Origin of the sequence: Marinimicrobium agarilyticum DSM 16975 (assembly GCF_000423345.1) — a bacterium.
GTDB classification, from domain to species: domain Bacteria; phylum Pseudomonadota; class Gammaproteobacteria; order Pseudomonadales; family Cellvibrionaceae; genus Marinimicrobium; species Marinimicrobium agarilyticum.
Genome location: NZ_AUHU01000004.1, coordinates 17,711 through 39,015 on the forward strand (window position 1 = coordinate 17,711; position 21,305 = coordinate 39,015).

General features: G+C 59.6%; 19 protein-coding genes. 6 read left to right on the top strand and 13 right to left on the bottom strand.

The genetic code is table 11. From position 1 onward, the window contains the following. Nucleotides 1–130: 130 nt before the first annotated feature. The 5 genes from G547_RS0103075 to dksA form a co-directional block, all read right to left on the bottom strand. Nucleotides 131–1,534 (bottom strand): sigma-54-dependent transcriptional regulator, encoded by a 1,404-nt coding sequence (locus G547_RS0103075; protein ID WP_027328568.1) that lies wholly within the window; start codon nucleotides 1,532–1,534, stop codon nucleotides 131–133. 148 nt (nucleotides 1,535–1,682) lie between these two features. Beyond that, entirely contained in the window at nucleotides 1,683–4,649 is a 2,967-nt protein-coding gene (locus G547_RS0103080) for an ATP-binding protein (RefSeq protein WP_027328569.1), read from the bottom strand. Beyond that, nucleotides 4,639–4,818, bottom strand: a complete 180-nt coding sequence (locus G547_RS0103085) for a hypothetical protein (RefSeq protein WP_027328570.1) — start codon at nucleotides 4,816–4,818, stop codon at nucleotides 4,639–4,641. Before G547_RS0103085 ends, G547_RS0103080 begins: the two co-directional genes overlap by 11 nt. After that, nucleotides 4,815–5,813, bottom strand: coding sequence for a tRNA glutamyl-Q(34) synthetase GluQRS (gene gluQRS / locus G547_RS19945; protein WP_084645625.1), 999 nt, complete (start codon nucleotides 5,811–5,813; stop codon nucleotides 4,815–4,817). The genes G547_RS0103085 and gluQRS overlap by 4 nt, the downstream gene beginning before the upstream one ends. Before the next feature lie 53 nt (nucleotides 5,814–5,866). Beyond that, the gene (gene dksA, locus G547_RS0103095) at nucleotides 5,867–6,310 is read right to left on the bottom strand and encodes an RNA polymerase-binding protein DksA (protein ID WP_027328571.1); all 444 of its coding nucleotides are present in this window, start codon (nucleotides 6,308–6,310) and stop codon (nucleotides 5,867–5,869) included. Nucleotides 6,311–6,588: 278 nt separating this feature from the next. On the opposite strand from dksA, the gene sfsA reads away from it, so the two are divergent. After that, entirely contained in the window at nucleotides 6,589–7,299 is a 711-nt protein-coding gene (gene sfsA / locus G547_RS0103100) for a DNA/RNA nuclease SfsA (protein WP_027328572.1), read from the top strand. Nucleotides 7,300–7,322: 23 nt separating this feature from the next. On the opposite strand, the gene G547_RS0103105 is transcribed toward sfsA, so the two are convergent. The 4 genes from G547_RS0103105 to G547_RS0103120 form a co-directional block, all read right to left on the bottom strand. Continuing rightward, nucleotides 7,323–8,369: a S1C family serine protease gene (locus tag G547_RS0103105; RefSeq protein ID WP_051234733.1), complete on the bottom strand. Its 1,047-nt coding sequence runs from the start codon at nucleotides 8,367–8,369 to the stop codon at nucleotides 7,323–7,325. A 28-nt stretch (nucleotides 8,370–8,397) separates the two neighbouring features. Then, a complete protein-coding gene (gene htpX / locus G547_RS0103110; RefSeq protein WP_027328574.1) occupies nucleotides 8,398–9,288 on the bottom strand; it encodes a protease HtpX in 891 nt (296 codons plus the stop codon). Nucleotides 9,289–9,682: 394 nt separating this feature from the next. Further along, nucleotides 9,683–10,450 carry a Crp/Fnr family transcriptional regulator gene (locus G547_RS19950; RefSeq protein ID WP_036186947.1) on the bottom strand — a complete coding sequence of 256 codons (768 nt, stop codon included), beginning with the start codon at nucleotides 10,448–10,450 and terminating at the stop codon, nucleotides 9,683–9,685. A gap of 54 nt (nucleotides 10,451–10,504) precedes the next feature. Continuing rightward, the gene (locus tag G547_RS0103120; RefSeq protein WP_027328575.1) at nucleotides 10,505–10,783 is read right to left on the bottom strand and encodes a TfoX/Sxy family protein; all 279 of its coding nucleotides are present in this window, start codon (nucleotides 10,781–10,783) and stop codon (nucleotides 10,505–10,507) included. A 171-nt stretch (nucleotides 10,784–10,954) separates the two neighbouring features. Between G547_RS0103120 and G547_RS19955 the strand changes: the two genes are divergently transcribed. The 3 genes from G547_RS19955 to cysE are packed head-to-tail and all read left to right on the top strand — an operon-like array spanning nucleotide 10,955 to nucleotide 13,910. Continuing rightward, nucleotides 10,955–11,722 (top strand): M15 family metallopeptidase, encoded by a 768-nt coding sequence (locus G547_RS19955; protein WP_084645627.1) that lies wholly within the window; start codon nucleotides 10,955–10,957, stop codon nucleotides 11,720–11,722. Then, the gene (locus G547_RS0103130; RefSeq protein WP_027328576.1) at nucleotides 11,719–13,080 is read left to right on the top strand and encodes an MFS transporter; all 1,362 of its coding nucleotides are present in this window, start codon (nucleotides 11,719–11,721) and stop codon (nucleotides 13,078–13,080) included. Before G547_RS19955 ends, G547_RS0103130 begins: the two co-directional genes overlap by 4 nt. Nucleotides 13,081–13,112: 32 nt before the next feature. Beyond that, nucleotides 13,113–13,910, top strand: a complete 798-nt coding sequence (gene cysE / locus G547_RS0103135; protein WP_157209771.1) for a serine O-acetyltransferase — start codon at nucleotides 13,113–13,115, stop codon at nucleotides 13,908–13,910. Nucleotides 13,911–13,920: 10 nt separating this feature from the next. On the opposite strand, the gene G547_RS19960 is transcribed toward cysE, so the two are convergent. Next, nucleotides 13,921–14,184, bottom strand: a complete 264-nt coding sequence (locus G547_RS19960) for a hypothetical protein (protein ID WP_211224484.1) — start codon at nucleotides 14,182–14,184, stop codon at nucleotides 13,921–13,923. A 196-nt stretch (nucleotides 14,185–14,380) separates the two neighbouring features. On the opposite strand from G547_RS19960, the gene G547_RS0103145 reads away from it, so the two are divergent. Continuing rightward, complete coding sequence (locus G547_RS0103145) at nucleotides 14,381–15,091, top strand: hypothetical protein (RefSeq protein ID WP_027328578.1); 711 nt, start codon at nucleotides 14,381–14,383, stop codon at nucleotides 15,089–15,091. Nucleotides 15,092–15,175: 84 nt separating this feature from the next. On the opposite strand, the gene ppa is transcribed toward G547_RS0103145, so the two are convergent. Then, complete coding sequence (gene ppa / locus G547_RS0103150; RefSeq protein ID WP_027328579.1) at nucleotides 15,176–15,709, bottom strand: inorganic diphosphatase; 534 nt, start codon at nucleotides 15,707–15,709, stop codon at nucleotides 15,176–15,178. Nucleotides 15,710–15,794: 85 nt separating this feature from the next. Continuing rightward, nucleotides 15,795–16,634, bottom strand: coding sequence for an FHA domain-containing protein (locus G547_RS0103155; protein WP_027328580.1), 840 nt, complete (start codon nucleotides 16,632–16,634; stop codon nucleotides 15,795–15,797). A gap of 183 nt (nucleotides 16,635–16,817) precedes the next feature. Between G547_RS0103155 and G547_RS0103160 the strand changes: the two genes are divergently transcribed. Further along, a complete protein-coding gene (locus G547_RS0103160; protein WP_036186951.1) occupies nucleotides 16,818–19,346 on the top strand; it encodes an efflux RND transporter permease subunit in 2,529 nt (842 codons plus the stop codon). A gap of 75 nt (nucleotides 19,347–19,421) precedes the next feature. On the opposite strand, the gene G547_RS0103165 is transcribed toward G547_RS0103160, so the two are convergent. After that, nucleotides 19,422–21,131 carry a family 15 carbohydrate-binding domain-containing protein gene (locus G547_RS0103165; protein ID WP_027328582.1) on the bottom strand — a complete coding sequence of 570 codons (1,710 nt, stop codon included), beginning with the start codon at nucleotides 21,129–21,131 and terminating at the stop codon, nucleotides 19,422–19,424. Nucleotides 21,132–21,305: the final 174 nt, after the last annotated feature.

Sequence of the window (21,305 nt, forward strand, 5' to 3'; positions counted from 1 at the left end):
CGTTTGCTGTGTCGGTTGGGAGTGGCTGGGCGCCGTGAAGAGGCCGGGCTGTCGCGATAGGCTGATTGGGCGCAGGAAGCGGAACAGGATAGCGGCCGGGGCCCGATAGCCCCGGCACGAGCGCAGAAGGCTATTTGGCCGTGGCGGCCTTGTTGCGCGGAATGCCAAAGCGTTGACGACGCTCCCACAGGCATTTGCGGCTGACGCCCAGCTTCCGGGCCAGTTCGGTTTCACTCATGGTGTCTTGATGTTCGAGAACGAAGCGCTGGAAGTAGTCTTCCAGTGACAGATCTTCGCTCGGGTCCTGGGGCGCCCTTCCCCGGGGCTGAATGCGTTCCGGCGAGCGGTGGGTGTCATCTTCATCGTCTTCCTCGAAGCGCACCAGATCCAGGTCAATATCCAGCAGTTCGTGGCTGATTTCCTGAGTGTCCTCACACAGGATCACAGCCCGCTGTATGGCGTTCTCCAGCTCGCGTACGTTACCCGGCCAAGTGTAGGTGGTAATGGCCTGCACCGCTTCGGGGGAGAGCTTGAGGTTGGGCTTGCCCATCTCGTGGCAGAAGCGCTGCAACAGTGACTCGGCGAGGGAAATGATGTCTTTGCCGCGGTCGCGCAACGGGGGCAGCTCCAACTGCACGACGTTGATCCGGAAATACAGATCCTCCCGGAATTGCTTCTCCTGAGCCAGTTTGCGCAGGTCCCGGTGGGTCGCGGCCACCAGCCTGACGTCCACCTTGCGGGACTCTACCGAACCGATGGGCCGTACTTCGCCTTCCTGCAACACCCTCAACAGGCGGGCCTGAGCCTCCAGTGGCAGTTCGCCGATTTCATCGAGGAACAAGGTGCTGCCGTCAGCGGCGGCGACCAGCCCATCACGGGTGCTGGCGGCGCCGGTAAAGGCGCCTTTCTCATGGCCGAACAGTTCGGATTCGATCAGAGTCTCAGGAATGGCGGCGCAGTTGACCGAAATCATGGTCTTTTCCCGGCGCGGGCTCTCTTCGTGCAGCGCACGGGCCACCAGTTCTTTACCGGTGCCGGTCTCACCGTGAACCAGTACGGTGGCCTTGGTGGGAGCGACCTTGTGAATGCGGTTGTACAGGTCCTGCATGACGTCGCTGGAGCCGATCATACCGGCAATGGCGTGGCTCGCCGTGGCGGAGTTGTGCTTGTGCTGGTTGGCGGCGTTGGCCTTGCCGATCACCCGCTTGACGGCGGTGACCATTTCTTCGTGATCGAAGGGTTTGGCGATATAGTCCACCGCGCCCATGCGCATGGAGTCCACCGCCGAGCGCAGACTGGCGTAGCTGGTCATGATCAGCACCGGCACCTGCTCGGCCAGTTTGATCAGATCGGTGCCGGGCGCCCCGGGGAGGCGGAGATCGCTGATAATCAGGTCGAAGTCGGTCAGGGTGAACTTGCCCGTGGCCTCTTTGACCGAGGGCGCTTCGTTCACCTCGTACTTGTTGCGCTCAAGCAGGCGGCGCAACGCGGTGCGGATGATGGGTTCGTCTTCAACGATCAGGATCTTACTCATAGTGCTCACTTCGCCTATGGTCGGGCAGGGTGCTCAAGCTTCGGCGCCGCCAATGAACAGCAGGGGCCGGAGCTCCAGCGAGCCTGAGTACAGGCCGCGGAAAGCCCATCTGCGTGGTTTTCCACAGCCGGATAGATGGCGGAAAATATCATCCCGTCACCATGGAATCAATATGGCGCGGCAATTTGATCGTAAACTGCGCACCAGTTTGGTGCACTTGATCGGCCGGGCTCTTGATGTCGAGCTTGCCGCCGTGATCTTCCACAATGCTATAGACCATCGCCAGCCCCAGTCCGGTTCCCTCGCCCGGGTCCTTGGTCGTAAAGAAGGGTTCGAGAATCTGATCCAGCTTGTCCTGCGGTATGCCGCTGCCCTGGTCGGTTACCGAGAAAATGATGCTGTATTCGTCCTCGTCGCTGTCCAGCATAACACGGCTGCCGGGTGGGCTGGCGTCCCGGGCGTTGGAGAGCAGGTTGATGAAGACCTGAATCAGGTGTTGGCTGTCGCCGGCAATGATCGCGTTTCGGGCGATATTGTTGACGTATTCCACCTCATTCTTGTCTTTCTGGAGCGACAGCAGTTGGATGGCCTCATTGGCGCAGGCACGTAAATCCACGGCCTCGAACTCGCTTTTCTTGTTCTGGCCGCTGTGGGAGAAGCTCACCAGCGACTGCACGATACGGGTGACCCGGTCGGTCTGGCTGAGGATGTGTTCGGCGGTCTCCAGCACCTCGGGTGCGTCGGATTCGTAGCGCAGATTCTGGGCCAGGCTGGAGATGCCGGTGATCGGGTTGCCGATTTCGTGGGCCACGCCCGCCGCCAGTCGCCCGACGGAGGCCAGGCGCTCGCTATGGATCAGCTCCTGCTCCAACAGCTGGGTTTCGGTCACATCCTCGAGCAGGATGACCTGGTCATATTCTCCGCTGTGGATACTGCCCTCGATATTGGCCTTGTGCAGGCTGATCCAGTGCGGACGCCCGTTCAGGTCGATTTCCTGGCGGTAGTAGTGGGGCTCGCTGCTCTGGCTGAAATCGGTCAGCAGGGCCTTCCAGGGCTCCGCCAGGTCCTCCAGCCGTGAACCCGTGACGTCGTCGCTCGGGGTCTGGGTCAGCAGCTCCATGGCCCGGTTCCACATCAGGATTTCCCCATCCAGGCCCAGAGAGCAGACCGCCATGGGCAGTTCTTCCAGGGTTTTTCGGTGGTACAGGCGCAGGTTGTTGAGTTCGGCGGCCATGCCGGTGAGGTGGTCCCGATACTGGGCCAGGCGATTCTCGATCAGGTTGATGTCCAGGGTGTCACGCCGCTCGGCCAGTTTGTAGGGCAGGTGGCGGTCCATGATTTCGCCGGCGACGTGAATACCCATCAGCCCCGACAGGTTCGCCTCGATCTGATCGCGCAGCCGACGCAGGGCATAGGGTCGGCGCTCGGTAATGCGCAGCCCAAGCTCGCTCAGGGCGACATCCACTTCCCGGCTGGCGGTCACCTTGCCCAGTGAACGGGCCAGGCGGGTTTTGAATTCCGCTGCGCTGTGGACATCCAGTGCCTGGCGTACCGGTTGGCTCAGCTCGTCGGCAGCACAGAGCTCGGCGCTGTATTGCTCTTCTTCATTCTGGCGGGTGAGCAGTGACAGGCCGACGAAAATGGCGGTATTGGCCCCCAGCGAGAGCAGAGCCACTGCACTCCAGTGCCCCATGCCCAGTGGAATGACGATGTCGGTGCTGGGCACAGGCAGGCCGGAGAAGCCGGTAATGACCGGAATCAGCAAAGCGATGGCCCAGATCAGGGTGCCTGTGCTCAGCCCGGCCAGCAGGCCTCGCCGGTTGCCTCGGGGCCAGAACACAATGGCGAACATGCCCGGCAGGAACTGAAGGGTTTCGATAAAGGTGAGCAGGGCCAGGTTGGTCAGGCTGTGGCGGTTATCCAGCAACCAATAGACAAAGTAGCTGGCAAAAAACAGGGTGGCGATCAGCACCCGGCGCAGCCACAGCAGCTGGCGGTAGAGGTCGTCCCGGTTGCGCAGGCTCAGTGCCGGCAGAATCCAGTGGTTCATCACCATGGTGGTGAGGGCAAGAATCATGACCACCATGGCGCCGGTCGCGGCCGAGAGGCCACCGATAAACGCCAACACCGTCAGCCCCGGCGATTCCGCAAGAATCGGCACGCCAAGCGTGAAGTACTGGGCCGGCAGCGGCACGGAAAGTTCAAACCCCGCCCAGAGAATCGGGAAGATCGGCAGCGCCATTAACAGCAGGAACAGCGGAAATGCCCAGGTAATGGTGTGGGTGTTGCGCATCAACAGGTTTTCGGTCACGCCCATATGGAAAATATGGGGCATGGTGATGGCGGTAGCCACAAACACCAGCAGCAGGGTATGGGCGGCCCCATCCTGAACCGGGGCGTGCAGCAGGGCCAGATTTTCGGGGTTCTGTTCCAGCCACTGGTCCAGGCCGGTGAAGCCGTCAAAGACGCCGTAGACCGCCAGCAGGCCGATGGCGCAAAGGGCGAACACCTTGAGTAGGGATTCGAACGCCATGGCGGTGAACAGGCCCCGGTGCTGGTCCTTGCTGGAGCCGAACAGAATCGTGAAGACGGTCAGCAGTGCGCAGTAGCCCAGGGCCATCAGATCCTTGAAGGTAAAGCCGGTGCCCATGGCGGGCAGGCTGGGGTTGCTGCTCACGGTGAGGATGTACATGGTGTCTGCGATGGCCTGAATCTGCAGCGCCATCAATGGCAGGATGCCCAGCAGCATGCACAGGGTGGTCACGGCGCCCACACCGTGACTGTGGTAGCGGAACACCAGCAGGTCGGCGAGCGAGTGCACCTGATGGCGGCGTGCCAGGTCGGCCAGCGGCGCCAGCGCCACCGGCGCGAACAGAAACAGCGCCCCGGTGCCCAGGTAATAGGCGAGGGCACCGTAGCCGAACTGGAAGGCCAGGTCGATGACCCCATAGAACGCCCAGGCACTGGCGAAAATCCCCAACGACAGAATATAGGTCAGGGGGTGCTGGGTGACGGATTCGGGAATCCAGCCGCGTTCGGTTATCCAGGCAATGCCAAAGAGCGCCAGCAAATAGCTGACGCCGAGCAATGCCACATGGCTCAACTCAAAGGTCATGGGGTCTCTTTTTACGGCTTTGTACGATGTAGGCGATGATGATGACCGCCACCCAGATGATGTAGGGCCGGAACCAGGCCCCCTCGGGGTTGATGATCCAGGTAAAGAGGGTGGGTGAGAATATATAGGCCACCAGTAGCAAGAGGATGACCAGGCGCTGATTGTTCACGATCTATCCTTCTCCGATTTGTCGGCGTCAGGGGGCGTCAGCATGGCGTCCGGGGCGGGGCCTTCCCGCCCGCGGATCCGTTCGGGCCGCCAGTTCCCGAGGGCCCACTCCAGAACGGCTTCCGGAGCGGCGCCTCTCAGGTTGGGGGGTGGCCGCTGTTGCAAAAAGTCTAACGCGTACCAGAGGTTGGTTCCCGCTTTTTTTGGTTCCAGTGGTGGCGCGTGATGCTGTTTGCTCAGTTTTTGCCCGAACTCGTTGTTGGCCACCGGTACGTGGCCCAGTGCCGGCGGCTGCCCGCCGAGAAGGGCGAAGGCGGCAAGCTGCCCGGCGCTGACCGGGAGCAGGTCCACGCCGCGTATTATGTGCGTAATGCCCTGATGGATGTCATCCACGATCACCGCGAGCTGATAGGCGAACAGGCCATCTTTGCGCTTGATGATCGGGTCCCCCACTTCCTGGCGCAGGCTTTGCGCCTGTGGCCCCTGAAACAGATCGGTCCAGCGATAAGGATCGGCGGGCTCGGTGTGGCCACCGGGCACATCGAACAGTTTCAAGCGCCAGGCGTGGGGTTCGTCCGGGGAGACGGCCCGGTCCCGGCAGCGGCCGTCATACACGCCTCCCAGAGCGTGGATATCTTTGCGGGTGCAGCGGCACCGGTACGCCAGTCCCTCGGCGAGCAAACGCTCGAGCGTTTGCTCATAGGCGCTCTGGCGGTCGCTTTGAAACATCACCCCACCCTCCCAGTGCAGTTGATGAGCGTCCAGGGCGTTCAGAATCGCGTCCTTTGCCCCCGCTTCCTCCCGTGGGGGGTCGAGGTCTTCCATGCGCACCAACCAATGACCGCCAGCGGCTCGGGCGTGCAGGTAGCTGGCCAGAGCGCTGACCAGGGAACCGAAATGCAGGGGGCCGGAGGGAGAGGGGGCGAAGCGTCCAATGTAGGGCGCCCTGTCTCCCTGAGGCGTATCGGATTGGGGGTTGGATGAGGTTGCGGGCATACAGCGGTTAGCGGAAAAACGGAGCCCGCTTGGGGCGGGGCTCCGTTGCCGGCTTAGCCTCCGACCTGCTTTTCCTTGATTTCATCCAGGGTTTTGCAGTCCACACACAGGGTGGCGGTCGGACGGGCTTCAAGGCGACGAATGCCAATTTCCACACCACAGGCGTGGCAGAAGCCATAATCTTCATTCTCGATCAGCTCCAAAGTGCTGTCGATTTTCTTGATCAACTTGCGTTCGCGGTCGCGCGTGCGCAGTTCCAGGCTGAATTCCTCTTCCTGGCTGGCGCGATCGGCGGGGTCGGGGAAGTTGGCAGCTTCGTCCTTCAGGTGGCTCATGGTGCGGTCCACCTCTTCCATTAACTCGCGACGCCAGGCGAGCAGCAACTGACGAAAGTGCTCGAGCTGGTTTTCGTTCATGTACTCCTCGCCCTTTTTTTCCTTGTAAGGGGTGAAGTTACTCAGTGTGTAGCTCTCTGCGGTCGATGAACTCTTCGGCATGGTTTCGCGCCTCGTATGACTTCCCATTTAGCTGGCCGACTCGATGGACGGGCGGGTGGGGTGAACCCGGGAATTCCGCGCCGTCCGTCGCTTTTACACCTTCTTCGCTACTGGAGAAGCAGCGAATTTTGAAGGGTTGGCAAGCTACCAGATATCCCCCGGCTTCGCCAGCCTTTTTTGCGACTGATTCGAGCTATTTTGGCCCTTGATTGAGCCGGTTCCCGTCAGCTGTAACAATAGAGGATTATTTGATTGTCTTGTTCTATTAGGAGCCTCTCTTGAATCAAAAATGGCAATCCGGCGTGCTGTTGCGACGCTACAAGCGGTTTCTGGCGGATGTGCGCCTTGCCGATGGCTCGGAAATCACCATCCACTGCCCGAACACCGGCTCCATGCGCCATTGTGTGGTGCCGGAAAGCCCCTGTTGGTTCTCCGATTCCGGTAACCCCAAGCGCAAGTATCGGCATACCTGGGAGCTGGCCACTACGCCCACGGGTCACTGGGCCGGTATCAACACGGCGCGCGCCAACCCGCTGGTGCGCGAGGGCATTGAGTCGGGTGTGATCGAGGAGCTGCAGGGCTACGAGCGGATTCGGGCGGAGGTGCGCTACGGACAGGAAAACTCACGCATTGACTTCCTGTTGGAGTCGGATGACGGCCGGTGCTATGTCGAGGTGAAAAGCGTGACTTTGATGGAGGCTCCCGGCCAGGGACTGTTTCCGGACGCCGTCAGTGAGCGCGGGCGAAAGCATTTGCGCGAGCTGATGGAGATTGTCCGCCAGGGCGACCGGGCCGTGCTGCTGTTCTGTGTGCAGCACTCGGGCGTGGAGCAGGTGGCTCCCGCCGATGAGATTGACCCGGCCTACGGAGACACGTTCCGACAGGCCGTGGCAGCGGGCGTGGAGGTGTACGCCTACCGGGCCGATATCAATCCCGAGCAGGCCAGTATTCGCCTGGAGACGCCGCTACCGGTCAGCGCTGTCGAGTAGGAGAATAGGGACGGCTCTCGCCGTTAGAGGCCATCAGGCGCCGCCAGTCTCAGCCGCAGGCGCCGGGCCTCTCCCCGGCGTTGAACGCTCAGCACGACCTCGTTGCCCGGTTCGTACTTCTCCAGTGCGGTCATCAGCTCGTCGTAATTGCGGGTGGGGTGCTGGTCGATGGCGGTGATGATATCCCCCAGAACAATACTGCCCCAACGGCTGCGCTGGGCGCCTTCCAGTCCTGCACGGTCGGCCGGAGAGCCCTGCGCGACACGCAGTATGGCAACTCCCCGAACCCCCGACTGCCGGGCCCACTGGTCCGGCGCGATATCAATGCCGATGACCGGACGGATGATGCGCCCGTGCTCAATCAGCTGCGGTACGATGCTTTCCACGGTGTTGACCGGGATGGCGAACCCAATGCCGGCACTCGCCCCACTGGGGCTGTAGATCATGGTGTTGACCCCGATCAGCTCGCCTTGCGAGTTGAGCAGAGGGCCGCCGGAGTTGCCCGGATTGATGGCGGCGTCGGTCTGGATGACGTTGCGGATTTTGCGCTGGTTGGGGGATTCGATTTCCCGCCCCAACGCACTGACAACGCCGGTGGTGAGAGTGGCATCCAGCCCAAAGGGGTTGCCGATGGCCAGAACCTTGTGGCCGACCACCAGGTCGCCGGAGTCGCCCCGGCGCAAGGGCTTCAGGTGTTTTTCCGGTGCCTCGACCTTGAGCACCGCCAGATCTTTTTCAGGCGCAATGCCGACCACTTCCGCCGGCCAGTTGCTCTGGTCCTGCAGGGTGATCATCACCTTTCGCGCGTTTTCGATCACATGGAAATTGGTGACGATGTAGCCTTGCTCACTCCACACAAAGCCGGTGCCGGCACCGCGCGGGACGGTCAGCAGGTCAAACGAGCGTGGATCCCGAACCACCTGCTGGTTGGTGACGTAGACCACGCTCGGGCTGGCGTACTCGAACACTTCAATGGTATTGCGTTCATCGTCCGTGGCGAACCCCTGGGCGAGGGGGTGCGCCAGGGGCAGTGCCAACAGAGCAACGAATGTAAGCCAGCGCCAGGGCATGAAGCCTCCTTTGATATGGGTGTAGCGTTTACTGGCCGCGGCTGAGCGCGGCAATGCGAGCGTCCAGCGGCGGATGGCTGGCGAAAAGCTTACCCAGCTTCTGCTTGTAACCACCGCTGATACCGAAGGCCTTCATGCTGTCGGGCATGGGGCTTTCGACGCCGGCCTGGACTTCCGCCTGTAGTCGTTGCAGCGCACGAATCATGGCGCCGCGGCCGGCCAGTTGCGCACCGGCTGCATCGGCCCGGTATTCCCGGTAGCGGGAGAAGGCAAATACGATCATTGAGGCCAGCAATGCCAGAATCATTTCCGTCACAAAGGTCACAATGTAGAAGCCGATGCCGTGGCCCCGCTCGGTCTTGAAAATGACCCGGTCGACGGTGTGGCCAATAATCCGGGCAAAAAACATCACGAAGGTGTTGATGACCCCCTGAAGCAGGCTGAGGGTCACCATGTCGCCGTTGGCCACGTGCCCGATTTCGTGCGCCAGCACGGCTTTGACCTCGTCCCGGTCAAAGCGTTGCAACAGACCCTGACTGACCGCCACCAATGAGGCGTTTTTGTTCCAACCGGTGGCAAAGGCGTTGGCCTGTTGAGCGGGGAAAATTCCGATTTCCGGCGTCTTGATGCCGGCCTGCTGGGACAGTTGCTTCACGGTGCTGACCAGCCATTGTTCGTCCGCCGTGCGGGGGGACTCAATAATCTGGGTGCCGGTGGTTTTCTTGGCAATGAACTTTGACAGGAACAGAGACACGAACGAGCCGCCGAAACCGAAAACGGCACAGAAAATCAGTAGGCTGGTAAGGTTCAGGTCGCCGTTTTGTTGCAGGTAATGATCGACCCCCAACAAGGACAGCGTAAAGCCGGCCAGAATCAGAACGGCAAAGTTGGTTAGCAGGAACAGACCAATGCGCATCACGGCGGTTATCTCCCAAAGAGGTCAAGAGCTGACAGTGTGCCCGTGGCCATCGGACAAGGGCGCCTGTAGTGACGGTAATATACGTGCGACCGGGGAAATTTCAATATAGGGAAAGCGTAAATACTGGTTAAGACGGCTGAACGATGGGCGGAGGCAGAAAAGTGGCCACCCCGAAGGGTGGCCCAAGCAACCGTGATTAGCCAGAGGCCGGCTACCCAAAGAAGGTTTGGGCCTCAAGGAGAAGATCCGGCAAGCGGGAATGTGACTGCGGAGTGCACAGGCCGCTTACCTTCACCCCGTCGAGCAGGGGGAGATGCTGACTGCCCGACGGTTTGTAAATAGTAATTATTATCATTATCGATGTCAACAACTTTTCAAGGACACCCGGACGTTTTTATCCTTTGGCCTGTGATGCGAGCAGTTGGCCGTTGAGTTGGTTGATCTTCTCTGCCAACTCCTCCACTAGGCCCAGACAGATCTGTGGCTGCATTTCCACCAGATCGGCAAACTCTTCTTTGCGCACCGCGAGCACGGTGCAGTCATTGACGGCGACCACCGACGCCATGCGTTTTTGGCGGGTAAACACTGCAAGGGCACCGAAAATCTCATCCGCATGAATCTCACCGACCTTGACGCCGTCGCGCAGGGCGTGAGCGTCGCCTTCGAGGAGGGTGTACACCTGGTCGGCTTCTGCCCCCTGGTGAATGATGGTTTCGCCCGCCATGAAATGCATGAACCCGGCGGAGGGCTGGAATTCCGCCCGGATTTCCTGTGCCAGGGCGGCGCGGTAAAAGGCATTGGCGCACATCAGGTAGCTGGCGAACTGCGCGTGGTTCACCACCTCGGCGCGACGATAGGGCTCCATCGTCAACGGTTCGGTGCAGCCATAAACGCCCACCTCGATCGGCAGATCGGGCTCCAGGCCAATGAGGTCTCCCGCGCCATGTCGCGTAACCTGTTTGCCGCCCACCCGGTAAAAGGCCTCGCCTTCGGTAATCACCCAGATCTGATCTTTTGCGCTATGGGCAAGCAGGTCATGGCTGACGCTGAACGTTTGCTTCTCGCCAGTGGGCGTCAGAGCGGATACCAGTTCGGCACCGGCTTCGCGCAGGTGAGCGGCACAGTCGGAAATGGTATCCGACTGTTTGTGAGGTAAATGCATAGAAAGCCTCCAGGATCATCATTAGCGGCAGCGCCGGGCGTTTTCAACCGCCGGTTAAGCTTCGCTAAGCGTATCCTGTTCGGCGTCGGCAACCAACTGTTGTTTGAGGTCGGGCGGCAGGTCGTTCCAGTGCACGTCCATCAATGCCCCTTCCAGGGCATAGAGCATGACTTTGGAGACATTGATGTCCCGGGCTTTGATGCGACGGTAGGCTTCAACCGATCCGATTTCCCGGAGTTCGTTGTAGTTGTTGATGCCAATGGCCTGCAGAATATTGACGGTAGCCATACCCAGGTTTTTCAGCTGGAGTAGCTCACTATGACTGGCTGTCATACGGATTATGCTCCATTCTTCATTATGATTATGGTTGTGATATCGTCCTCATTAACCTTTTTGAATAGAGGCTCAAAATGGTTAATAAATGTAATAGTACCGCTTTCCGGCGCGAGCGCAAAACATTTCTGCGCGTTGGCGTCTAAACCAAAACTATGGGATCGGTTACTGATGAATTTTGCGGACCAGTCGCACAAAAAAGGCGACAATGTTGAGGAAAGTCGTTTGTCGATCCCCTCAATCAAGGCGCTCGTGGGTGAGGATGAGTCGGCACTGGTGGCGCTCGACCAGACCCATGTGCACCGGGGGGTGGTCGCGCCTCTGGAACGACTGACGGCGGCGGCCGAAGACGCGGGGTTTTCGCTGTGTGTGGCCAGTGGCTACCGTAGTTTTGAGCGCCAAAAAGCCATCTGGACCGCCAAAACTTCGGGGGAGCGACCGGTGCTGGATGAGCGCGGGCGGCCACTCGACATTGAACGATTGAACGAGCTGGAGTTGGTACTCGCCATTCTTCGCTGGTCGGCGTTGCCGGGTTCATCCCGCCACCACTGGGGAACCGACATGGATGTTTACGATGCCTCGGCACTGCCTCGGGGCAGCACACTGCAATTGACCCGTGAGGAATGCGACGCTGGCGGCCCGCTGTACCGGTTCCATCAGTGGCTGACGGATTTTCTTGCCAGTGACGCCAACCCCGGCTTTTACCGCCCTTACGATGTGGACCGCGGCGGCGTGGCGCCGGAGCCCTGGCACTTGAGCTTCGCGCCGATCGCCAATGCCTATGCCCGGGCCCTGACGGTAGAGCGACTCTCCAATCACCTGCGCGAGCATCCGCTGCCGTTGCAGGCAACCATTGAGGAGCACCTGACGGCATTGTTTGAACGTTATGTCCGCGTCCCCCCGGGGCCCGAATCACCTGAGGGAGAGCCTCCCCGATGAAAACAGAGTCCGCCGCCGCACCGGTATCCCAGTTCGGACTGTTGCGCCGGGAACGGTTTATGCCGTTGTTTCTTACCCAACTGGGCGGCGCGTTCAACGACAACTTCTACAAGAGCGCGCTCCTGATGCTCTTCACCTACGGTGGCATAGAGCGCTGGGGATTGAGCATTGATGTCATCAATAACCTGGTGGCGGCCACGCTGATCGTGCCTTTTCTGTTGTTCGCACCGGTGGCGAGCCAGTACGCCGACAAGTTTGAAAAAGCCCGCTTTATTCGCGCCATCAAGGTGGCGGAAATCGCCATCATGGGGTTGGGCGCGTTGGCGCTCTGGCTTCACAGTGCCGCACTGCTGGTGTTTGTGTTGTTCCTGACGGGGACCCAGTCCGCCTGCTTCAGTCCGCTGAAATACGCCATCCTGCCTCAGCACTTGTCGGAGAAAGAGCTGACCGGCGGCAATGGCCTGCTGCATACCGGCACGTCCGTGGCCATCTTTCTGGGCATGATCGCCGGCACGGTGGCGTTGAGTGTGGCGGGAGGCATCTGGTGGGTAGCCTTCGGCGCGCTGCTGATCGCCTGGTTGGGGTGGCGGGCCAGTGTGAAAATTCCCGTGGCGCCGCCGATGGACCCGGAGCTGCGCCTGGAGCGCAACCCCTACCGGCAGACCCTGCGCAGTATTGGCTGCGCACGGGAGAACGCCATGGTCTTCTGGTGCATTATCGCCTCCTCCTGGTACTGGTTTCTGGGGTCGGTGTACCTCACGCAGTTGCCCAATTTTACCCGCGCGGTGCTCTCCGGGGCCTCTGCCGTTGTCAGTCTGTTATTGATTCTGTTTCTGGTGGGTATCTGTCTCGGTGCGTTGCTCTGTGCGCGGTTGAGCCGTGGGGCGGTTGAGCCCGCCCTGGTGCCCTTGGGGGCCTTGCTGGTGCTGATTTTCGGCCTGGACCTCGCCTGGGCCGGGCAGGCATTTGCCCAGGCGCACCCGCCGCCTGGGGCCGATCAGCTGCATCCGCTCCTTGCTATGTTGGGGTGGCCCAGCGCCTGGCGGGTGATGGCGGATGTTCTGATGTTGGGCGTGGCCGGCGGCGTCTATGTGGTGCCGCTGTCGGCGCTCATTCAAAGTCGGAGTCGGCCGGCCCATCGGGCCCAGGTGATTGGCGCGGGTAATGTGATCAACGCGTTGTTTATGGTGGCCGCCTCCCTGGTGGGGCTGGGGGTGTTGGGGCTTCTGGGGTGGAGCATTCCGCAGCTGTTTCTGGTGGTCATGGCCCTGCACGCCGTGCTGTGCCTTTGGGTGTTCTGGCGTCAGCCCGAATTTCTGACCCGGTTTCGCGAGCGCTTTCTGCCTGTGCGACAATAACCTTTAATAGATTCTGATCGGGAGACACTCCTTTGGCTTTTACTGCCCTGGCCGATGAACTTTGGTCATCCATTCGCACAGAGGCTCAGGCCGCCAGTGAGGAAGAGCCGGCTCTGGCCAGTTTTTACCACGCGACCATTCTCAACCACGACAGCTTCGCCAGTGCGATGAGCTTTCACCTGGCGAACAAGCTGGACAGTCAGGCCGTGCCGGCGATGATGATCCGCGAGGTGTTTGAGCTCGCCATGGCGCGGGATGCGGATATTGAGGCGGCGATGCGGGCGGACATCTACGCCCACTGCGAGCGGGACCCGGCCTGCGAGAAGTTTTCCACGCCATTTTTGTTCTTCAAGGGTTTTCATGCCCTCCAGGCCCACCGCTTTGCCCATCACCTGTGGCAGCGGGGTCGGCGGGCGCTCGCGCTGTATCTGCAGAATCAGATCTCGGAAGCCTTTGGTGTGGATATTCACCCCGGCGCACGCATTGGCCGTGGCATCATGATCGATCACGCCACGGGCGTGGTGATCGGCGAGACGGCAGTCATCGGTGACGATGTATCCATGTTGCACTCGGTCACGCTCGGCGGCGCCGGGCGCAGCTCGGGGGACAGACACCCGAAAGTGGGCCGGGGCGTGCTGATCAGCACGGGCGCCAAGTTGCTGGGCAATATCCAGATTGGCGATTGCGCCAAAATCGGTGCCGGGAGTGTGGTGCTCGATTCGGTGCCGGCGCACACCACCGTGGCCGGGGTGCCGGCAACGGTGGTGGGTCATCCGAAGGGTGAGGTGCCGGCCCGGGATATGGACCAGGGTTTCAACGGCTCGGAGTGACCGGCGCCGGTTACCCGGCCTGGGAGCGGGGCACCGGGCCTGAGTGGTTGTCGCCGTCCATTCGGCCGTGGTTGAGCCAGTTCAGTACCGAGCGCCGGCTTTCCAGCATTGAGCGATAGGTATCAATCACCGGTTGGTTGGGGCGATGGTGCGCTTCCAGCGAGGCAATGCGGTCGGTCAGAAAAGCGATGTCCTGCTCCACTTTACGGCGAACATTTTCAGAATCGTTCAGTTGGCTGCCTTGTACCAGTCGCGCATTGGAATAAGCGTTCATGGTGTCCCCCTCCATTGCTTGCTGTGCTGGGCACGGTTGCACCGGTTTTTGGGTGATGGACGTTAAGTATTGGTGCAAATATCCGGTTCTGCCAGTGAGCTGACAGACTGTTTTGGCACTAGTACGGGGAATTGATATTGCGGCCCCGCATAGGGGTGGCTAAGATCACTGGATCGGGAATGACAGGAATTTGGGTATGGCCGACGAGCGATTTGACCTGGTGTTTCGGGGTGACATAGTCCTGGGGCAACCTCTGGCGAGCGTCAAACAGCGGCTTCAGCAGCTGTTCAAGGCGGATGAAGCGAAAATCGAGCAGTTGTTCACTGGGCGCCCGGTGGCGCTGAAACGACAGTTGGACGCCGCGACCGCGAAGAAATACCAGCAGGTGCTGCACAAGGCGGGGGCTCAGGTGGAAATGGTGCCCAGTCAGGCTCGTCAGGCGAAAGCTGAGGCGGCACCGACGCGAGGACTGAGTTTGGCACCGGTCGGGGGGCTGTTGCTTAAGCCTTCGGAGCGGGCGAGGTTGACCCCGGTCTCCGTGGATACCAGTGGCCTCAGCCTCAGACCCCCCGAGGGGGACCTGCTGGATCGCACCGAGCGGCGCCCCGAGGAGCCGATGCCGGTGGCGATTCCGGATTTTGTGCTGGCCGAGGTCGGGGCGGATTTACTGGAGGGCAGTGAGCGTGACAGCCTGCCATTGGCTTCGGTGGACCCTGAGGACTGGGGCCTGGCGGAGGCGGGCAGTGATCTTTTGTCTGCGTCGGAGCGAGCGCCGGAGCCCCCACCCGTGGCGGTGCCGGAGTTCGATGTGGCGCCGGTAGGCTCGGAGATGGGAGAGCTGAAAAAGAATCAGGCGCCAGTGGCGCCTGATATCAGTGGGTTGACTCTCGAAGAGCCCAAACCCTGACGGTTCAATGGTTTAAGCCGGGGGTTAAGAGAGCCCCTTCAAAGGCGCCGTGGCGGCGCCCGCTGGCTCTAAACGTCGTTGTGCTTAACCTTCCTTCTGGTAGAGCTCAACGGAAGCCAGAATCTCCTGACGGGCCGCTTCGGCGTCTTCCCAGCCTTCAACCTTGACCCACTTGCCTTTCTCCAGATCCTTGTAGTGCTCAAAGAAATGGGTGATCTGGGACAGCGTCAGTTCGGGCAGGTCCTTGGCGGACTTGATCTGGCTGTACAGCGGGGTCACTTTGTCGATGGGTACGGCCAGTACCTTGGCGTCTTCCCCGGATTCGTCGGTCATCTTCAGCACGCCGATGGGGCGGCAGCGGATCACAGAGCCTGCCGGCAGGGCGTGTGGGAATACCACCAGCACATCGACCGGATCGCCGTCGCCGCACAGCGTGTGGGGCACATAGCCGTAGTTACAGGGGTAGTGCATGGCGGTGCCGAGCAGACGGTCTACAAAAATCGCGCCACTGTCTTTGTCCACTTCGTATTTGATGGGCTCGCCATTCATCGGGATCTCGATAATGACATTTACGTCATCGGGCACATTTTTGCCGGAAGCTACCTTGTCAAAGCTCATAGGTTGAAGTTCCTAAAATCAGTGGGTGAAAAAATCGGCGGGATTTTACCACAGGAGAGCGGAGACGGCCCCCTCGGTCATTCGTCTAAAGCCAATAAAAGGCACCGATCAGAAGGGCGGCTGCAGCCAGCACCACCAACCAGAGCCACCGCTCCTGGCGCTGCTCGCGATACGTGGGCTCCTGGCGATTGCCGGGGGAGGTGGGGCGCAGCTTCCAGCGGCGGGGTTTGTCTTCGGTGGGCACTCGGGGTGCTCGTACTGGCGGGGCGCTGTTGACGGTGCTGGTCGCGCGTACGCGGGTCCGTTGGCGGTCGCCGACCGGGCTGACCACCTTGAAGGTGTACACATCCAGGCGTAGTTGGTCGCCCCCGTGGGCCAGGGCGTCGGTCACCGGTCGGTCGTTAAGGTAGGTGCCGTTGACTGAATCCAGGTCTTTCACCCGTAGGCTACCTCCCTGCACCCGCAGCTCGACATGGCGCCGGGACAGGTGGGTGCCGGGAATCACAATGTCACACTGGTTGGATCGCCCCAGCACCACGCTGCCTTCATTCGGAATAACGTAGCTTTGACCGGCCAGCCAGCTGCCGCTGGCCACCAGGCGCCAGGGGTCTGTCGGATGATGGCTGCCGGGGTGGGTATCATCGCCGGGGTCCAGGACCTCCAGTTGCACCGGGCCGAGCTGAATTTCATCGCCGGGCAGGAGCTCCTTCTGGGTAATGCGCTGACCATTGACGAAACAGCCGCTTTCGCTGTTGTTATCCTTGAGGAAAATCTTGTCGGCGGTGGCGATGAGGCGAGCTTGCAGGGGGGCAATGCCTTCGTCGGGAAGGACCAGGTGGTTATCGGCATCGCTGCCAATACTGTAAAGCTTCTCCACGACCCAGAAGGGGGGTTGGCGCTGGTCCTTGAACTGGAGCTTGAGCATAACCTCATCCATTCTCGGGCAAATCCGGTTGATTCCCCGATTATATCGGGTGTTTTCCAAACTTTACCATAACCATTGCCTGAAAACGGTACTATGCGTGAGATTGTCGAGGCCACCGCGAAACCGCCCGGTTTCGGGTACACTGATGCCCCTCCTGAGCCAAATGGATTGTAAGGTCACACTATGCTGAAGATGCTTGATGCCCTTTATCGGGCAACGGTTTTGCGCCACCCGGCCATTGCCCTGGGAGTGGTGCTGCTATTGGCCGTGCTGGCGGCGGCCGGCCTGCCCAACCTGAAGCTGGACGCCTCCGCTGACTCCCTGACGCTGGAAAATGATCGCTCCATCGATTTCTTCCGGAAAATAAACCAACGCTACCAGAGTGGCGACTTTCTGGTCGTAACCTATACCCCGGAAGCCCCGATGTTCTCCGATGAGTCCCTGGAGACGCTAAAGGCGCTTCACCAGGACCTGAGCGAGGTGAGTGGCGTTGCCAACATCAACTCCATCATCGATGTGCCTCTGTTGTACACACCGCTTCGCTCGCTCGCCGAGCAGCAGGAGTCCACGCGGACGCTGTTGACCGAGGGGGTGGACCGACAGGCCGCCAAGGAGGAGTTCCTCACCAGCCCCATCTACCGTGACACGTTGTTGAGCCCGGACGGAAAAACCACGGCGCTTCAGCTCAACCTGGAAGTGGACAACCGCTATATTAACCTGGCGCGCAAGCGCGACGCGCTGCGCGAGAAGGCGGCCGAGGGAGAACTGAGCCCCGAGGAGCAACAGGAACTCGAGCAGGTCAGTCAGGAGTTTCGTGCCTACCGAACCAAGGCCACCACCAAAAGCCATCAACGTGTGGAAGACGTTCGACAGATTCTGTCGAAGTACGAGGACAAGGCCGATCTTTTCCTCGGCGGCGTGAGCATGATCACGGCGGATATGATTGCTTTTATCAAGAGTGATCTGGTGGTCTTTGGCAGCGCCATTGTGGTGTTCATTATCGCGATGCTGGCGTTAATTTTCCGCCAGTGGCGGTTTGTGATCCTGCCGCTGTCGACATGCCTGCTGTCGGTGATCCTGATGCTGGGGTGGCTCAGTTGGATTGACTGGCGGATGACGGTGATCTCTTCCAACTTCGTGGCCCTGCTGCTCATTATGACCCTGGCCCTGACGATTCACCTGATCGTCCGCTTCCGGGAGCTGCATGCCCAGCAGCCTGAGGCTTCCAAGGAAGAGCTGGTTCTGACCACCGTGCGCTTCATGTCGCGCCCCTGTCTTTATACGGCGCTCACCACCATTGTCGCCTTTGTCTCCCTGGTGGTCAGTAACATCCGCCCGGTAATCGATTTCGGTTGGATGATGACTATCGGGTTGAGTGTCGCTTTTGTGCTGGCCTTTGTGGTCATTCCGGCCGGGCTGATGCTCTGGCGCAAAGGTGAGCCCAAGGACAAGGGGGACCAGTCCGGGGCCATCACTCTGATCTTCTCCCGTTTTGCGGAGCGCCACGGGGCGGTGGTGATCGGCGTGGCATTGGTGGCGGCGCTGGTCAGTGCCTACGGTAGTAGCCTGCTCAAGGTGGAGAACAAGTTCATCGACTATTTCCATGAGGACACGGAAATCTATCAGGGCATGTCGCTGATCGACAAAAAGCTGGGTGGCACTATCAGCCTCGACATTATTGTAACGGCTGACCCGCAGGAACAGACTACCAACGCGGAAGAAGACCCCTTCGCGGAGCCCGGGTCCGCCCAGGAAGATCCGTTTGCGACCCCGGAAAGTGACGATCCTTTCGCGACCGACAGCGGTGAGGAGAGCAAACCGGACAGTGTCTGGTTTACCCGTGCCGGGCTGGAGCAGATTCAGTCATTGCATCAGTATCTCGAATCACTGCCGGAAGTCGGAAAAGTGAACTCCCTGGCCATCGCCTACGAAGTGGCGTCGGATATCAATGGGGGGCGACTCAACAACTTTGAGCTGGGGGTTATGCGCAAGTCCTTGCCGGATAACATCAGGGAAGTATTGATCAAGCCTTATCTGTCCGATGAGCATCGTCAAACCCGCATCACGCTTCGCGTACAGGAAACCAGCCCCGAGTTGAATCGAATGGCGTTGGTGGAAAAGATCCGCGATCATGCGGTCAATGAACTGGATTTTGAGGCGGATAATCTGCAGTTCACCGGTATGCTGGTGCTGTACAACAATATGTTGCGCAGTCTGTTCAACTCACAAATCGTGACCTTGGGAGCGGTATTCGTCGGGATCATGTTGATGTTCCTGGTGCTGTTCCGCTCAATCACCATTGCGATCATTGCCATCCTGCCCAATATGTTAGCCGCCGGTGTGGTGCTTGGAGGAATGGGGCTGGCCGGTATTCCCCTGGATATGATGACCATCACCATCGCCGCGATTACCGTCGGAGTGGGCGTGGACCACGCGATTCACTACCTGTACCGATTCCGTAACGAGTTCGCGGACCGAGGGCGCTACCTGGAGTCCATGCACGCCTCCCATGCGTCCATTGGGCGCGCGATGTACTACACCGCGATCATTATTATTGTGGGCTTTTCGATACTGGCGTTATCGGAGTTTATCCCCTCCATCTACTTCGGGTTGCTGACCGCCCTGGCGATGTTTGCCGCGATCCTCGGGTCGCTGACACTGCTACCCAAGCTGGTGTTGTTGACCAAGCCGTTCGGGAAGGAGCGGGATTAGAGGAAAGGAGATTAAGAAGCGGACACAAAAAACCCGGCGCAAGGCCGGGTTTTTTGATGGCTAGGAGCGAGAACGTTACTCCGCAGGGTGAATGGTCACGCTCTTGATAGTGACTGTTCCTGCGCCGCCTCCGTTGGTTTGAACACCGACTTGAGCTGTTTGTCCGTCGGGGATCTGGGCCGCAGTACCATTTTCCAGAGTTTCTGGCACCTCACAGGTAAAGCTCTGTTCTCCGGTCGCCAAATCAGCGTTGCCAATCCAGCAAAAGTGATAGTCGTAATCGGCGTATTCTTTTAACTGGAAGAAAGGCTGCAAGTTGGCGCCGCTATCGATAAAAGTTTGGTCTACTTCATAAACAAAGTCGATTGAGCCGCCGGCCATGTTCAGCGGGCCAGCCGGATCAAACACCAACTGATCACTTGCAGCTGTGGGCTGATAGCTTACCCCGTCGGCTGTATAACTCATCATCAACCCGGTAGGGTTTACTCGCCACCCGGTAGTCATGTCCACGCTGATTTCGGTAGCAGGCACAGTGCCGTCCAAGTACACGTCAAAGCTGCTTACGAGAATCGGCTCTAGGATGCTGGTATCTGTGGGTGCTGCCGAGATCTGCAGGCCCAGTGTCTCTACGGCCGTGAGGTCGTCGGTGCGCTGGGAAAGGTCGATATCAAGCGTGTTGAAGCCCGCCGTTAAGTTTGGGATGTAGTCACCATAGGAGCCACCCGCAACGAGCTGCAGCTGCAAGCTGCCATCAGTAATGTAGGCTTCCGGAATGTATACGACCATTCGAACCAGCGCGTTTGTCAGATCGGTAGCAGCAGCCAAGGCGATGCGAGATTCATAGCGGTAGCTTTCAGAGGCGTTTGCCTCCCAGGATTTGGGAGTAATTTTGAGAGCGCCATTGACAGCGTCGTGGGTCAGGGCGATTTGAGCAGTTTCGGCGGTTGTGGTGTTACCGGTGCCGTTGAGGTGCCAACCTTCGATGTCGTCAGTGAAGTGATCGCTGATGTCTCCCGCAGCGGGTTCCTCTGGAGCTCCGGCAATAGGCTCTTCACCGGATGGCTCTTCTTCAACAACCTTATCGGCCACTTCGATGGCTTCAGGGGAAACGATGGCATCATCGATATGCAGAGTTCCTTCCAAATCGGGGAAGCCCTCAGCGCTTTGGATCTGAACGCCCATACGGTTGATCAGGGTCAGGTCGAAGCCTTCGGAGTGGAAACCGAAGCTACCGAAGTCATCATCAACACCGGTGCCGGCTTCCAGCGCTTCGACACTAAATGTGTTCCAGCCAGCGGTGGTGTTGGTGTAGCCGATGTAGCCTTTACGATCTGACGCATCCTGGAAGAAAATCTGGGCGACCATGCCAGCGTAAGCCTCTGGCACGTACAGGTTCAGGTGGGCGTTGCCACCTGCCAGGTCAGCGATTTCGGGCTCGATAGCGGTAGAAATCTCGATTTGATCACTAGCAGAGAGGAAGTCGGGGGTTACGTCCATTGCCTGAGCATCGGCATTGTAGGCCAATGTTGCGGTGGCGTTGCACTCGGAGCTCACACACGCGACCTCCCAGCTGTTGACGCTGGTCTCTTCGTCGAAAGTAGCGTTCAGCCACTCAACCGAGTCGTCTTCCCCAGGCTCCTCCTCTTCCGGTTCTTCTTCAGTGGGAGGGTTGAGGTCTTCTGGTGGATTCAGGACGATTCTGCTTTGATCATCGTTATCGTCCCCGCCGCAGGCGGAGAGGGCGAAAATCGCGCACATCGCAATGACAAGCTTCTTCTGTAACATGATCTTTTCCTCTGTCTTTTATTGTTAGGGCAGTTAGCGAGGGCAATACCGCTAATGTCCTACCAGCGGGTCCGAGGCTGCTGTAGAGCGAATAGGGGCGCTCAGTATTGTGCAGCCTGGTTTCTGTAAGATAGCACACAAATGTTCGTTAAGACTATAAGTCGCCTCAATAAT